General features: G+C 35.5%; 9 protein-coding genes and 2 pseudogenes. 5 read left to right on the top strand and 6 right to left on the bottom strand.

Annotated elements, in window-relative coordinates; translation table 11 throughout:
• Nucleotides 1-226: 226 nt before the first annotated feature.
• The 4 genes and pseudogenes from ACRRVB_RS03925 to ACRRVB_RS03910 form a co-directional block, all read right to left on the bottom strand.
• Nucleotides 227-1,632, bottom strand: a pseudogene (locus ACRRVB_RS03925) (IS5 family transposase).
• A 419-nt stretch (nt 1,633-2,051) separates the two neighbouring features.
• Nucleotides 2,052-2,171: pseudogene (locus ACRRVB_RS03920) on the bottom strand (IS5-like element ISCca3 family transposase); the annotation flags it as partial.
• 320 nt (nt 2,172-2,491) lie between these two features.
• Entirely contained in the window at nt 2,492-3,733 is a 1,242-nt protein-coding gene (locus ACRRVB_RS03915; RefSeq protein WP_432466672.1) for an MFS transporter, read from the bottom strand.
• Nucleotides 3,733-4,566, bottom strand: coding sequence for an ankyrin repeat domain-containing protein (locus ACRRVB_RS03910; RefSeq protein ID WP_432466671.1), 834 nt, complete (start codon nt 4,564-4,566; stop codon nt 3,733-3,735). Before ACRRVB_RS03910 ends, ACRRVB_RS03915 begins: the two co-directional genes overlap by 1 nt.
• Nucleotides 4,567-4,846: 280 nt before the next feature.
• Here ACRRVB_RS03910 and ACRRVB_RS03905 point away from each other — a divergent pair, with 280 nt between their 5' ends.
• The 4 genes from ACRRVB_RS03905 to ACRRVB_RS03890 all read left to right on the top strand — a co-directional run bounded on the left by ACRRVB_RS03905 (nt 4,847) and on the right by ACRRVB_RS03890 (nt 9,939).
• On the top strand, nt 4,847-6,226 hold the full coding sequence (locus tag ACRRVB_RS03905) for a LysM peptidoglycan-binding domain-containing protein (protein ID WP_432466670.1): 1,380 nt from the start codon (nt 4,847-4,849) through the stop codon (nt 6,224-6,226).
• A gap of 106 nt (nt 6,227-6,332) precedes the next feature.
• Nucleotides 6,333-6,626, top strand: coding sequence for a DciA family protein (locus ACRRVB_RS03900; protein WP_432466669.1), 294 nt, complete (start codon nt 6,333-6,335; stop codon nt 6,624-6,626).
• Nucleotides 6,627-6,858: 232 nt separating this feature from the next.
• The gene (gene eno, locus ACRRVB_RS03895; protein ID WP_432466668.1) at nt 6,859-8,166 is read left to right on the top strand and encodes a phosphopyruvate hydratase; all 1,308 of its coding nucleotides are present in this window, start codon (nt 6,859-6,861) and stop codon (nt 8,164-8,166) included.
• Between the two features lie 432 nt (nt 8,167-8,598).
• Nucleotides 8,599-9,939, top strand: a complete 1,341-nt coding sequence (locus ACRRVB_RS03890; protein ID WP_432466667.1) for an ankyrin repeat domain-containing protein — start codon at nt 8,599-8,601, stop codon at nt 9,937-9,939.
• A gap of 129 nt (nt 9,940-10,068) precedes the next feature.
• On the opposite strand, the gene ACRRVB_RS03885 is transcribed toward ACRRVB_RS03890, so the two are convergent.
• Nucleotides 10,069-11,361, bottom strand: coding sequence for an aminopeptidase P N-terminal domain-containing protein (locus ACRRVB_RS03885; protein WP_432466666.1), 1,293 nt, complete (start codon nt 11,359-11,361; stop codon nt 10,069-10,071).
• Between the two features lie 218 nt (nt 11,362-11,579).
• Entirely contained in the window at nt 11,580-13,364 is a 1,785-nt protein-coding gene (gene mutL, locus ACRRVB_RS03880) for a DNA mismatch repair endonuclease MutL (protein ID WP_432466665.1), read from the bottom strand.
• A 713-nt stretch (nt 13,365-14,077) separates the two neighbouring features.
• On the opposite strand from mutL, the gene ACRRVB_RS03875 reads away from it, so the two are divergent.
• The gene (locus ACRRVB_RS03875; RefSeq protein WP_432466664.1) at nt 14,078-14,974 is read left to right on the top strand and encodes a hypothetical protein; all 897 of its coding nucleotides are present in this window, start codon (nt 14,078-14,080) and stop codon (nt 14,972-14,974) included.
• The last annotated feature ends 56 nt before the right edge of the window (nt 14,975-15,030 follow it).

Genomic DNA, 15,030 nt, shown 5'->3' with positions numbered 1-15,030 from the left:
AGACTATTAATATTTAGATTTAAAAATTGCTTCATGTTTAAATGAATGTTGATGCTTTGAAAGGTTATATGTAGAATTTTTGAATGATGATGGTTATGAGTCAATCAAACGAAGAGGTTTGTTAAGTGTATCAAATATTTATAGTTCACTATAACGCTTGTAGAAAGGTTTAGCACCAGCAGTAGAGGGTAAGTAGTCGGCCCTGAAATATTATTTTTGAATAAATTTATTGAATGGATATTTCTTTATAATATATATGGTTTATCAGGCGCTCTATTTTTCTTACCCAAGATATAGGTATAACTGGTTTTGGATTAAGAATTTTAATTATATAGGTTTTAATTTATTTGACTGTGAGGGTATTAAGAATAATTTTCTTGTAATCAGTCGTAGGTTATGAGCAATAGCACATAAAATAACGTTAAGTTTATCTCCTAAAATACCTTTCAAATAGTTAACGGATAATTTACCATCGGCTTTCATATGACCGATATGCGGTTCAATAGAAGATCTTCTTTTTATAGCTTTTTTTAGAGCAGGGGTTATACCCCTTTTAGAACCACTTATAAATATATCACATTCATTAACAGGAATATTATGACCTCTATAGGCTTTATCTACGAAAGCATATTTTACCTTGGTACCAGATAATTGCTCGGCTTGTAATAAACTCTTCTCTAAAGTATGGCCATCATAAGCATTAGGATGTATCGCTTCTGTAGAAACAATTAAACCTTTTTTATGGGTCAATGTAAATTGTACTTTACAACCATACTCATAAGGATTTCTAGACTTACCTTTACTCACACAGTAGACCGAGGGTTCATGGATACTATAAACTTTATCTTTACTATTTTTTGATTGATTTATAAGTTTTTTACTTATAGATAGTAGGCGCGTAAATTGGTTGCGTATTAGATCATCACAGGATGCTATAGAACGTTCTACATCTCTTATTACCCGACCAAGATAGGTTTTTAATGTTTTAACGCCCTTGGATAAACGTTTATACTGTTTGGCATGAGCATACCTATCAACTTTACGTTTAATAGATAGACCTAACCGCTGATAAGTTTGACGCAGTTTAATACCTGTTTTCTTGGCTATACTGACCAGTTTTTCTCTGGCTTTATTAAGCAAAGAAGAGTCAGTTGGGTAACGGATATTTTTCTCCATTACAGTAGTATCAGCTATAACTTTTTCAAGTTCTTTTCGGGTCACTACTTTTTTTTTTAGCGATAAGTCTATAGTCATAGATAAGATTTTATTGAGACCTTCTTGACCTAATCTATGGCGCCAACGGGTCAATGAACTGGGGTTACAAGGCACCTTAAACTGAAAATAATCATATCCACAAAAGTATTGCCAATAAGGGTTTTCTACCCATCTAACCACTACTTGTTCATCAGAAATATTATACATATGACTGATAATGAGAAGACCTATAATTAAACGAATAGGCAAAGGAGGTTGACCAGGTCCATAGCTAAAACCGCGGTCTAAATCTGATGCTAAGGCGTGCCAAGTAATCGAATCAGATAACTGGAATAAAGGATGTTTCGGGTTAAGAAAACTAGATAAGCGTTGCTCAAACAAACGCTCAAGGCTATTATTTATTTTCTTAGATTTCATCCTTATTTTGCAAGCTTTTTATACAAAACAACTCTAAAACTGGTTATTAACCAATACAAATTTAACCATTTATTTGCTGATTAACAAATAATTATACAGTATTTCAGGACCGACTATTTAGTCGACGCTAAAATATGATGTAATTATTTGTTAATGAAATGTAAAATTAATTGATGGATACAATTATAGTATAGCTATGCTATAATTTCGATAATTTGAGACCGTTGCGATAGATAGTTATTGTAATTTTTGATAAGTTTCAAATTGTATTTTTTGTAGTTTTTAAGGTTAAGGATGCATAAATTTGATTATTTAGTGATTTTCAAGTTAATATTTGTATATTTTAGATATACCATCCCCCTAAAAACCCTTTAAAATGATATTTGGAGCTCTGTATACATTATAGGCTATAGATTCCATTTTTCTACTAATGACCAGTTAATCAAATTATTGATTTGATCAAAAAACGTATGCTTGCATTTACGCCGACTAGCTGATATATCTGATAAACTTAACTGACCGCTTACTTTGATTGACATAACAATATCATAAATTTTTTATTACAAAAGCTAAACAATAAATACAAGTTAATCTTTTAATAAAATTAACAATTACTTTTTTATCCTAAAATCTAAAAACCTATTGCAATGGCCTCTGATTGTTTATCAATGATTTTAAAAATATTAAAGAGATTAAACATTACATGTATAAATACAATTACAACAGATTTCATTCCAGCATTAAATATCAGAAACCTATGAATGTATATATTACACATTTAAAAAATCAATACCCTAAGAACGGAATATCACGGAAACAAAGTATATAATTTCTTGTCCGCTTTTTTCAGTCCACTATATTACCCTTCTGATGCAGAGTCAGTCATAACCAGTGTAGCTACAAAAGCCAAAAAGGCTATATAACAGGCGGGTGCTATAGGGGTATGATATGTATGAAAAAGATAGAAACAAATAGCAGTAGCAGATTTTCCAAATAAAGTACTACCCAATACCGTAGCCAATCCTATGGTAACATAAGGTGTTCCTGTAGCTACTTGCTCTTTCGACCAAATAGTCAAAAAGCAGCTAAAAATAACCCCTAGAAAAATGAACCAACAGCGTACTGCTGTTATATAAAAGATAGAAGCGTTTTGTAATCCTGAAAAAAGGGGAATAATGGATAAAGTGATTAGCCCACTGGCTACTCCCATAAGGTTATTGTGGTCATATTTTTGACCAATTTTACCGATCCAGCTCATTAGCAAGATATCCAATACCATAAAGATGGGCAGGTATTCCATCATAGTTCCATAGGTAACCGTAGTGACCATAGGCACAAAACTACTCATAAAAAGAAAGGGAATTGTATAGGCCACGTAACCAAATCCAGCCACTATAGCGATGCGTATAATGGCTTTACGTGCTTTCCAAAGTGGTAGATAGGCGCATGCTTTTGGTGCCATAAAGTTGAGGTCGTTTTCCGTTTCTGTTGCTTTATTGCTGAAAAAAAGAATATTGCATAACGTAGATAGGGCAGCTATTAAAAAGGGAAAACGCCAATATGAAAATGGATCATCGATCCATGCAAAACAGACCGCTACGGCACCAGCTAATAAAATACCCATCATTGAAGCAACTTCATAAAATGGTGCTAGCTTTTTAGCCTGTTGGAGGGTTACACCTTTAAGTAGGTAGATTTTGGAAATATTATATGCACCGGCTGCACATAATTCTGAGCAACCCCTGGCCAACCACAATAACACAACTGTCCATAGTGATCCTCCTTTATAGATGGGTAAACAACTCATCCCTATTAAACTAATCCCTATACCCAAAAGCGTATAACGCAATACAACCATTTCTTTTTTATTTTGCGCCATATTGCTAAAAAAGAGCAGGCCAAAAGGCTTGGCGACAAAAGAAATAATAAAAGGACTATAGCCCCATATCAACTGGACCAATAGCTCTTTTTTAGGAAAAAAAAGAGGTGCCATAATCGGTACTAAGTAACCATATAATGCATTATCAAAATGGATCAAGAGATTGGCTACTCCTATACATAGTTCTTCTTTGGAGAAAAGTGCCTTTCGTGCATTTGCCATTATAGAAGTGAAAATTTGATTGCAACCTTCTTATCTATGCTTTTTAGCGTCTGTTCTATAATCGCAAGGCATTCTGCGTGGTTCTTTTCCCTAGCTATATCAAAGGCTGTTTTGCCATTATGGTTTTTTTGATTGACATTAATGCTTTTAGCATCCAGTAAAGCTTTTACCACTTTTAGATCATGGCGTGATGTTGGATGATGAAGCAGGGTATTGCCGTTTGTATCTTTTTGATTGACGAGAATACTTTTATGGGCTATTAAGGCTTTTACTACTCCTAGATGACCGTTATATGCTGAGAAATGGAGAGGTGTACGATCATCTTTATCTTTTAGATTGACCAACATATCTTTAGTGTCTAGTAAAGTTTTTACCATTTCTACATCACCTTGATCTGCTGCAACATGAAGTGGAGTATGGTCATATTTATTTTTTGGATTGATTGCTATACCTTTAGTGGCTAGTAATGCTTTAACGACTTTTACATGGCCATTTACTTCTGCCCAATGAAGGGGGGTAGCCCCATATTGGTCTTTTGGATTGACCTCTATACCTTTGGCGGCTAGTAATCCTTTGACCACTTTTACATGACCATTTGCTGCTGCCCAATGAAGAGGATCTTGAATATAATTGTATTGCGTATGTAGATCAACTGTTGGATCTTGTAGTAAAGATTTTACTGCATCTATATCATCTTCTTTAATTGCTATATACAGCTTATTGTCAATTTTTTTTATAGATGAATATGAGTTGGTATAACCATGACTATAGTTCGGGAGTAAGCAAAATAAGAGCAACCTATATAAGATAAACGTTATGCTAGAGGAATGCATATATGGCCTGTGTTGTATACATCTATACTATGTATGTAGTATATTGATCTGTTCTTTTATGCGCTTCTAATCGTTGGTTATTTTCTTTAAGTAGAACTTTATATGCAGCCAAATTAAGTAAAATCTTAAATATAATATAGTAGTGGACTAAAAATTTTATTAATTTTGTTTCTTTCTTTTTGGGTCCACTATAATAAGAGCTAAAAATCCAAGCTATTTTTTACTTTTTTGCCGCTATAGTACTAGCACTGTGGCACCACTTTTAAAAATGATTTGATCTATGCGTTGGTTTGTTATGGCAGTCGCTTTGATACTATTAAGTGGCTGGTCTGTTGATGCATTGGAACCGATTGTGGTGCCAAAAGCAATAAAATTTGCTGGTATACATTTAAAATTTACAGATGGTGTCCGTAATCGTGTACAAGAAAAAGTCAATCAATTGACAAGACCAAAGAAGATTTTTAGTGAAATATTAGATAGAACCCATCTTTTTTTTCCGCTTATAGAAAAGACTTTGGCGGAAGAAAATGTTCCAGATGATTTTAAGTTTCAGGCTTTACATGAAAGTATGCTGGTAGGAGATGCAGTGAGTCATACCCATGATGTAGGTTTTTGGCAAATACATAAAGTAGCTGCTATAGACTTAAAATTAATGATCGATCATCCTGTAGATGAAAGAATGCACTTGATTGAATCTACCAAGGCAGCAGCCCGTTTTTTAAAGAGTCATTGCCAATATTTTGATAGTTGGTTGGGAGCATTACTGGCCTATAATAGGGGTAGGACAGGGGCGATCAAACTGTTTCCTAAGGAATACCGTGGAGCCAAGGTGGTACGATTGAATGATAAAACAGATGGGTATATTATTTCAGTTTTAGCTACTAAGATTGCATTTGGAAAGATCGCTGGGAAAAAAAAACATTCTACATATAAGTTATGTCTTTATCATCAAGGCCATCATGGTCAAAACTTAAAAGACATTGCGGCCCATTTCAACATAGAAGAGAAATTGTTATCTAAACACAATCAGTGGCTTAGGACCTCTGTGGTACCAGATCATACAAAATGCGCTTTGTTGGTGCCATTGTTACATACGCATGCGTCCATGCGTCCTATTTTAAAGTTGCCCAAGCCAGTAAAGAATGTATTGCCTAAGGATAAAAAAGTAGTCTCAAATAGGCCACCTAAGCAAGGTCAATTGCATCGTATAGATTATGGAAAATACCTACAGTCTGCTAAAATCTTTCCGAAGGTGCGTCCTTTAAACAATAATGGCTCTAGTAGATTCATTCAAGCCAACGGAAGACGAGCCATTGTAGCCCAAAAAGGAGATACCATTGCTTATTTAGCCCAGTTGGTAAAGATGTCTATAGATAAATTTATTCTTATAAACGACATTAAAAAAATAGATCAACTGATTCCAGGGCATATATATTATTATAGTGCAAAAGGCAGTAAAGGGGGGATACATTATCATGTGGTAGCACCTGGAGAAGATACATGGTCTATTGCACAGCGCTATGGTATAAAGCAATCTGCTCTTTTGGAAAAAAATCGTATGCGACAGCCAGAACCTCTAGAAAAAGGACGCATATTATGGTTGCGGTTTATTAGGCCTTCTAAGGTTCCAGTGGAATATTACAATCTAGATCTATCTTGAAACGAAAATGGCATATAGTAGCAAGCTGCTCAATAACTATTTTTAGAGCTATTTTGTATAATTTTATGCTGATCTTGAGAAATAAGTTTGTAAAATACAACTGATCATGAATGATTTACAACATGCCAAAAGTCTTAAGGAATTGGTCCATAGGTTTCTTGAAACTTCTCCTTTTCAGAAACAATTGACAACAGCTATGGTACGTGCCGCATGGCATAAAACCATGCCTAAAGTGGTTTGTAATCGGACAGAAAAGCTCTATGTACATGATAATAAAATATTTTTAAAAATAACTTCTGCGCCTTTACGACATGAGCTAAACCTTAATAAGGATAAAATCCTTACTACACTTCATGCAGAGATGGCTCATACCCTTTTACAGGATGTTGTTTTTTTATAAAAAATTAAGGGTAAGTAGTAAAGAATAGCTTTGATAATCATAAATGCTTTACCATCAGGTATCTATAATTCTACAAAGGGTTTTAATTAAAATTGTTCATAATGATTGATATATAGATTTGTAAGATTAGGATCTATATTTATTAGCTGCAAAAGTTTAGATTTCTAATATCCATGCAAAAATATTTATAAAAGCTAAAAGCGACAAAACTTTTTAATTTAAAGCAATAAAGATGTCAAAGATTAGTGCCATTAAGGCGTATGAAATTTTAGATTCCCGTGGCCATCCAACCATAGCAGCTGAAGTACATCTAGTATCAGGCGAAATAGGATATGCCAGTGTACCCTCTGGTGCTTCTACAGGTTCCCTTGAAGCATTAGAACTAAGAGATCTAGATGCCAATCGTTATCATGGGAAAGGGGTGTTACAAGCAGTCGAACATATACAAAAGATTATTGGTACAAATTTAATTGGAAAAAATATTGATGATCAAGTTGGTTTGGACAGCTTAATGATAGCCCTTGATGGTTCGTCCAATAAACAGCATTTGGGTGCTAATGCTATTTTAGCTGTTTCTTTAGCCATTGCTAAAGCGGCTGCTTTGCATTTTTGCCAACCATTGTATCAATATTTTTCTAGTTTAATAGGTGGAGTATCGAATGGAATATACAGGATGCCAGTGCCTATGATGAATATTATAAATGGCGGTTTGCATGCAGATAATCCGCTTGCTGTACAAGAGTTTATGATTCTGCCTTTAGGATTTGCTTCTTTTAGTGAAGCATTGCGTGCAGGTGTAGAAATTTTTCATGTTTTAAAGCATTCTTTGAAGCAAAAAGGGCTAAGTACAAATGTGGGTGATGAAGGTGGCTTTGCTCCTAATTTATATAGTACCACAGAAGCGATTGAATCTATTTTAGAAGCCGTTATCCAAGCTGGTTACACCCCTGGTGAAGATATTTATTTGGGTTTAGATGTGGCTAGTACTGGATGGTATCAACCAGATGGATTTTATTATATAGAAAATAAGCAGTTCACTAGATCGGAATGGGTAGCTTATTTGGTAAAATTAGTGGATCGCTATCCTATCATAAGTATAGAAGATGGTATGGCTGAAACAGATTATACCGGTTGGGGTCAACTGACGCAACAATTGGGTGAACGGGTGCAATTGGTAGGGGATGATCTATTTGTGACCCATCCAGACCTAGTCAAGCAAGGCATAGAGAAAAATTTAGCTAATGCAGTCCTGATTAAATACAATCAAATAGGAAGTTTAACAGAGACTTTTCAAACGATTGCATTGACCATAAAAGCGCATTATAGTGCTATTATTTCCCATCGATCTGGAGAAACAGAGGATACTACGATTGCTGATCTAGTGGTTGGGACAGGGGTTGGACAGATTAAAACAGGTGCAGTTTGTCGTACAGATCGCGTTGCTAAATACAATCGCTTATTGCGTATTGAATCTGATTTAAAAAATAAAGTAAATTATGCAGGACGAGATGCTTTTGCTCGCTTTTTAAATAAAAAATAAGGAACATATAGACTAGCTGTTTGGTCTCACTAAAAAGTAATTTGAATTGGTAACAAGCTATTCTGGATTTTTTTATTTATAATTATATAACAGAAGCCATCTTAAGTTTAGTTGGCAGGCCGTTTAAATGAATATTACTAAGTAAGTGATGCTATATTTGATTGTATTTGAGTGAATGGTTTGTAATAAAGGGTTTTCTGAGGTTGATATATACCTGTTTATCTATTACTCAAACCAACAAGCCGTCCACAGCTTAAATTTAAAAGTAGTATGTTCGACCTACTACTCTATGGATTACAGATTTGTTGATGGCTATTCGTTTGTGCAAGCAAATTTTATGAATCAGTATAGCAGAGAATTTATTGGTAATGAAGCAAGCATAATATGCTAGTCTTCTAGTCTTGGTTGCAATTTTTATAAAAAAACAAAAAAATGAATAAAAATTTAAAACAAATTGATCTTATCAAACCGTCTAACTGCTCATCAAAAAGGATTGCAACGTTGTCATTTTTAGCTGCTTTACAGTTTTCTTCTTGTATAAGTGGTAAGCGTCAAGGATTTACGGATCTTAATGCTCCCCGTTCGATTGACTATTTTCCATTGGATATGTATAAAGACGTGGATAGGTTCAAACAGTTGCAGTGTAAGACACGTGATACACTTTTCCACCATGTGCCTGATTTAAATGGCCAAAGTGCGCTTCGCAATGCTATAAGTAAAGGTGACTTAATATCCGTTAAAGCTTTATTGAATGGTAAAGACATAGATCCCAATGCAGTGGGAAATGGTTTAACTTCACTTATGTGGGCGCTTAAATGTAAGCATGAAAAAATATTTGATTTTTTATTGGCACATCAGGATATAGATACCACCACTGCAGATCCGGAAACAGATATGACGCCGCTCCATTTGGCTATTATAAATAGATGGCCGGCTGGCGTAAGGGCGTTGGTGCCCCGTTTGCTTCAAGAGGATTTATCTGTTAAAGATAAAAGGGGAAGAACGCCGTTAGATCTGGCGATCCTCGATGGAGGAAAGGATCTACTTATGTTGCTTGTGGATACATTTCCTGCAGAAGTTTTAAGTGGCAAAGATGAAAATGGTATGCCACTATTACATATATGTATGCGACGCCAGTTGATTGATGCTATCGTACGCTTGATCCATAAGCTTCCTAACGGAGATCTATATCAAAAAGATCAAACAGGTATGACCCCCCTCCATTTGGCAGTTAAGTATTTGCCTAAGGATATACTAGTGTTGCTAGCAAATAAACTTCCTGTAGAAGCTTTGGCCAGTGAAGATAATAAGGGCAGGACACCGCTACACTTAGCTGCCCGTATTAAAAAGAAAAATGCGTTTAAATTATTATTGGATCAAATAGTAGATCGTTCGGGTAAAGACGGTGCAATTGCAGCATTGTTTAAACCCAATAATAAAGGTTCTTCTGTATTCCAGTGTAGTTATTTACCTAAACATAGGGATTGGTCGGCCTTATTGCATAACAGTAAAGTCCAAATTCCAACTGTATCTATTCAGGAAAAGCAGATGTTTAAGTATCTATTGGAAACCTTACCTGGCTGTCTGACCATTCAGGAGCTTGTTACTATCGTCCGCGAAATTGATGAAGTTCAGGATAGCTGTGTAATCAGCAAGCAACTTGGTGCTAAATTGCGCGGTATGGTAAGGGACGCTATCAACAAGCAGCGGTATGGTAGTGACGCAGATAAAATCAAGAGGCAGGTAGCCCAAGCAAGAAATCGTAAGGTCTAAAAAGTTCTTATAGGTCAGTCTGTTCTGTAAGCTAAGCAAAACTGCGCTTTCTGGGGTAGGGGAGGTGCTAATGGGCTAGCTTGCAGAACAGATTAGCACTGTTTTGTATGGTTTCTTTATAATTTCTTATCATTTTTTACACATTAATGCTTCTATTGCTTCCGCTTCTATAGGAATGTTTTGTGTTAAATTTTGTACGCCATCTGTTGTAATCACAACATTATTTTCTAGTCGTATGCCTATTTTTTCTTCCTTAATATAAATACCTGGCTCTATTGTTAAAACCATATTGGGTAAAATGACACCATGGGTATCGCCTAGGTCATGTGTACTCAGTCCGAGGTGATGTGAGATGCCATGCATGAAATATTTTCTGTAAGCTGGAGCCTCTTTAGGCTGGTTTTTAATATCGGTAGCCTTGATCAGGTTGAGTGCAACCAGTTCTTCTTCTACCCACCCACCAATTGCATTATGATAATCTAAGAAAGGTAGTCCTGGCCGCAATAGCCCTTCTGCAGCTTGCAATATACGCAGTACACTATTATATACTTGTCGTTGTCGGGCTGTGAATTTTCCATCAATAGGTATAACGCGTGTTACATCGGCAGAATAATTTGCATATTCTGCACCTATATCCATCAATAACAGTTCGCCTGGTGGGCAAGGCTTATCATTGTTGGTATAGTGTAAAATGCAACTATTTGTACCGCTGGCAATAATAGGGGCATAAGCAAATCCCCTTGAACCTCTCCTAAGCAATTCATATGAGAGCAATGCTTCTATTTCATACTCCATTAATCCAGGATGGACCATTGGTATAGTAGATAGAAACCCAGCTGCTGTAATGTCACAAGCCGTTTGTATAAGGGCAATTTCTATTTCGTCTTTTATGCCACGTAGTTTTTGCATAATTGGCGCTAGCCGTGCATATGTATGCAAGGGATAGTGGTGCTGGCACCAGCTAATAAAACGCCTGTCTCGAGTGGCTATAGGGAAGTTTGTCCTTGGATGCTCATTCGTATTAAGGTATAGCTGATCGGCTAAACCCATTAACGTATGAAAAATTGGCTTAAAGTCACTCAACCAGTGCACCGTCACAATTCCACTTATACGGCTTACTGCTTCTTTAGTATACTTGTTTCCTTCCCAAACAGACAGTATCGGATTGGTTTCTTTGATAAATAAAATTTCTTTCCATTCCTTTTTAATGGCATCTGGATAGAGCAGTAGAATAGTCTCTTCTTGGTCAATGCCAGAAAGATAAAAAAGATCACTATTTTGTACAAATGGCATCGTTCCATCTGTATTTTTGGCCATCAAATCATTGGCATGCAACACTACTAAGCTATTGGGATAAAGATAGATTTCCATTTTTTTTCTATTCTTTATGAATAGATTTGGATCAATGTTTCTATAACGCATAGGATCGTATGTAGTTTAGATATACACCGTGTAGCTGTTCAACCACCTGGGCTTTTGTTACCCAACTGTATAGATATCAATAATGTGTACCACATTTTTGAGGCTATCTGGCTTTGTATAAGTTACTTAATATTATTGCTTAATTGCTTAATAAACAAAAAGAACCATACGATTGGTTTACGTTTACACCATTGACATCGGTGGATAGCATGCAGCAGTTATGTAAGGAAACTTACTAAATTTTCTTTTGATAACTTGGCACATATTTTTCTTCCATCTGGTGTATACATGGTATTAGTAGATGAAAATAGTTGTGCCAATAGTGCGTCTATTTCTATGCCATTTAGTTTTATACCATGTGGTATGCTCGCTTTTTTGGCCAATGCTCTGATAAAACATTCTGAAGTTTCTAATTTTTGCTTGTTGTTGTTCCATTTAAGTTGTTCTATTACGCCTTCCAATAATTGCTTTGGTGAGTGGTGTTTTAATTCAGCTGGACAGCCATGAATAATAATCGTAGATTCCCCAAATGGGTCAATGATAAAGCCCAATGAACGTAAAATAGCTTTATTTTCTAATAGAACCATATAATCCACACCGTTTACAGTTAGATATTCTGGCATAAGCAACTGTTGCGATGCCCCATTTTTATTTTGAAAGTGGTCCATAAACTTATCATACAGCACCCGTTCATGAGCAGCTTGTTGGTCAATTAACAGTGCACCAGATTGTAGTTGAACAATAATATAGCTGGTATACAGTTGTACAGCTTTTCCTGTCCCCTCTTCGTAATGGACGGTTCCAACGTTTTGGCTAGCGGTTTCACTTTCTGCTTTGTCATCCGGAAATAAACTTTGCCAATCTTTAGGTGATGTAAGAGATCTATTAGAACGATCTACTTTAAATTGTGTATAATTTCGTTCTTTTGTTGAATGAGGGGAGCTTACTTGGATAGGATTGCTAAAATGCAGCAAAGAAAAATTGGTATCTTGTTCAAAATCTAAAGAATCAACCACATGATGGGTAGCTAAACTTTTTTTAATCGCCGCTTGCAAAATCGCATAAAGTGCTTTTTCATCTTGAAATTTAATTTCTGTTTTAGTAGGGTGTACATTTATGTCAATCAATTGAGGAGCAATGGTTAAATAGATGGCATAAAAGGGGAAACTATCTGTTGGTAGCAGTCTATCGTATGCATGTTTAATGGCATGATTTAAAAATGGACTTTTTACAAAGCGCTGGTTTACAAATAAAAACTGCTCTCCTCTTGTTTTTTTTGCTTGTTCTGGTTTCCCGATGTACCCTTCTATGGTCACCATATTGGTAGTTTCTTTACAGGGGATCAGTTGTTTTCTATAACTTTCGCCAAACAGATGTACTATTCTATGGCTTAATTTTTCTGGTGATAGGTTATATATTTCTATATCATTGTGGTGGAGCCTCCATCCAATTTCTGTTCTAGCAAGTGCGGCATGCTGGATTTCTTCTAGAATATGTTTGAATTCTACTGGATTGGATTTTAAGAAGTTTCTTCGTGCTGGAACGTTATAAAATAGATTTTTTACACTAATTTTAGTCCCTGGTGGTGTAGCAATTGCTTCTTGTTTTTTGATTTTAGATCCCTCTATCGCAATGAAAACGCCAATAGCTGCTTCGTGTAAACGGGTTTCCATTTCTACCTGTGCTACCGCTGCAATAGAGGCCATCGCCTCGCCTCTAAAACCCATGGTTTGGATTTTAGATAAATCATCTGTATGGGTAATCTTGGATGTGGCGTGTTTTTCAAAACACATTCGAGCATCGATTTCATCCATTCCTATGCCATCGTCAATCACTTGAATAAGTTGTTTACCAGAATCTTTTATAATAATTTTTATCTTTTTGCTGCCTGCATCTATTGCATTATCTAGTAGTTCTTTGACTACAGAAGCAGGGCGTTGCACTACTTCTCCAGCTGCTATTTGATTGATTAGTAAGTCAGAAAGCAGGTGAATGGTATGCATGGTAGTAATTCAATAGGATGAAGGATAGCTGTGATATAAAAACAAATTCTATTTGGCTAAACAGATTAGACTTTTTGACTACTTATTGCAATTATATGGTTGGTTACCATGCCATATGGTGTACTGTTTTGCTAAATGCGATCGAAAAAATTAGAGGTGCTACTTTCCCAGTATAATAGCTTATCAGCAGATAAAGCATTAAAATTTTTTTGTTGTAAAACCGAGCTATGAAGCGTTGAACAACCTTTTAACAAAAAGCTTATACAACTTGTAGATTGTAATTTTTTTTAATACCATTAAACCATGGCCTTTTGAAATGAAAGATATCACTCTCTAGGAAGATAGGGCAAAAGCTGATTTTCTTAGTTTGTTTTATTTTTAAGCCTATTTGAGAAGATTTAATACAATCTCTTTTATTAGCTTGTTTGAAACTTGGTTTTTTCGATATTATTAATCGATTTTATATATGCCGCTGCATCTTGCGCTATATACCATACATTTTTGATCTGTTTGTTTTATCCCAGCTTACATATAGCAAATGGATTATTGACCCAATGCAACTTGCATAATGAGGATTAAGAAAGACCTAGCTTGTGGGGCTGGCTTAAAATTTTATTGTTAATAACAAAACAAATTTACACATGCACCGCAATATAAACAAAACAAAATTAATATGCAAAGGAAGTATGCGCAAAAGCCTATTTTTATCTACTATGGGTACATTTTTATTTGCTTTTAACTGTAATAAAGGTATGCATGACTTTCATGCAAAAGCAATTCAAAATCGTTTAGATCCTGATTTTAGATTATTAAATAACCCATCAGTGGATCATTTTAGTGTCTCCTCTTCTATAAAAGAGGAAGAAAATAGTAGAACCATCTATAATCCTGTTATACAGCAAGTAGTTGACTCAACTCCAAGTAAGATGCCTGCAGCAATAGTAGCGGTTACAGATGATCTGCAAGAACATGTTAAAACGTCTAGTATATCGATCCAAACAGATGATCTGCAAGAACATGTTAAAACGTCTAGTATATCGATCCAAACAGATGATCTGCAAGAACATGTTAAAACGTCTAGTATATCGATCCAAACAGATGATCTGCAAGAACATGTTAAAACGTCTAGTATATCGATCCAAACAGATGATCTGAAAGAACATACTGAAGCTTCTAGTGTAGCGAATCAAACAGATGGTCTGTTAGAAGAGGCTGATTGTGACGGTCATGAAGATGAATCTTTTGATTGTACCTGGGATAATTCCTTTGATATAAGCAGTAATACCTATCCCGATCAAGATGAATATGAAGATAAAGATAAAGATGAAGATTCTTTTGTTGATGAGCTACCATTTGATGGACCACTAAATTTGTTTAGTGAATTGCCTGATTGTGTTGATAACAATCAACTTCAGAATGATGATAACCATTCTATAATACAAGAGGATAACCAAAATAATGGTTATTGTTTTTCTCAAGAGACAGAGAATGCGCTGGAAAGGCCATCCAATTATTTTTTATCCCTACATACACCACTGGATGATGATAGGGATGAAGGCCTATCTGGTAGTATGCATAAAGATCAAAATCAAAATAGAGCTGTAGCGTAACCATGTTGGCCTCCTATTGCGTCCATGGCCTTCATGGCGGTTGTAGAATAGGAGCA

The sequence above is a fragment of the Candidatus Cardinium hertigii genome (assembly GCF_050864855.1).
GTDB lineage: Bacteria > Bacteroidota > Bacteroidia > Cytophagales > Amoebophilaceae > Cardinium > Cardinium hertigii_C.
The sequence above is the reverse complement of the archived record's forward strand: the minus strand, read 5'-3'. Positions and strand labels throughout refer to the sequence as shown.

Coding starts and splice junctions, on each gene's coding strand:
- ACRRVB_RS03875 (WP_432466664.1), top strand. CDS start 14,078: ATGGGTACATTTTTATTTGCTTTTAACTGTAATAAAGGTATGCATGAC.
- eno (WP_432466668.1), top strand. CDS start 6,859: ATGTCAAAGATTAGTGCCATTAAGGCGTATGAAATTTTAGATTCCCGT.
- ACRRVB_RS03890 (WP_432466667.1), top strand. CDS start 8,599: ATGAATAAAAATTTAAAACAAATTGATCTTATCAAACCGTCTAACTGC.
- ACRRVB_RS03900 (WP_432466669.1), top strand. CDS start 6,333: ATGAATGATTTACAACATGCCAAAAGTCTTAAGGAATTGGTCCATAGG.
- mutL (WP_432466665.1), bottom strand. CDS start 13,364: ATGCATACCATTCACCTGCTTTCTGACTTACTAATCAATCAAATAGCA.
- ACRRVB_RS03885 (WP_432466666.1), bottom strand. CDS start 11,361: ATGCGTTATAGAAACATTGATCCAAATCTATTCATAAAGAATAGAAAA.
- ACRRVB_RS03905 (WP_432466670.1), top strand. CDS start 4,847: ATGCGTTGGTTTGTTATGGCAGTCGCTTTGATACTATTAAGTGGCTGG.
- ACRRVB_RS03915 (WP_432466672.1), bottom strand. CDS start 3,733: ATGGCAAATGCACGAAAGGCACTTTTCTCCAAAGAAGAACTATGTATA.
- ACRRVB_RS03910 (WP_432466671.1), bottom strand. CDS start 4,566: ATGCATTCCTCTAGCATAACGTTTATCTTATATAGGTTGCTCTTATTT.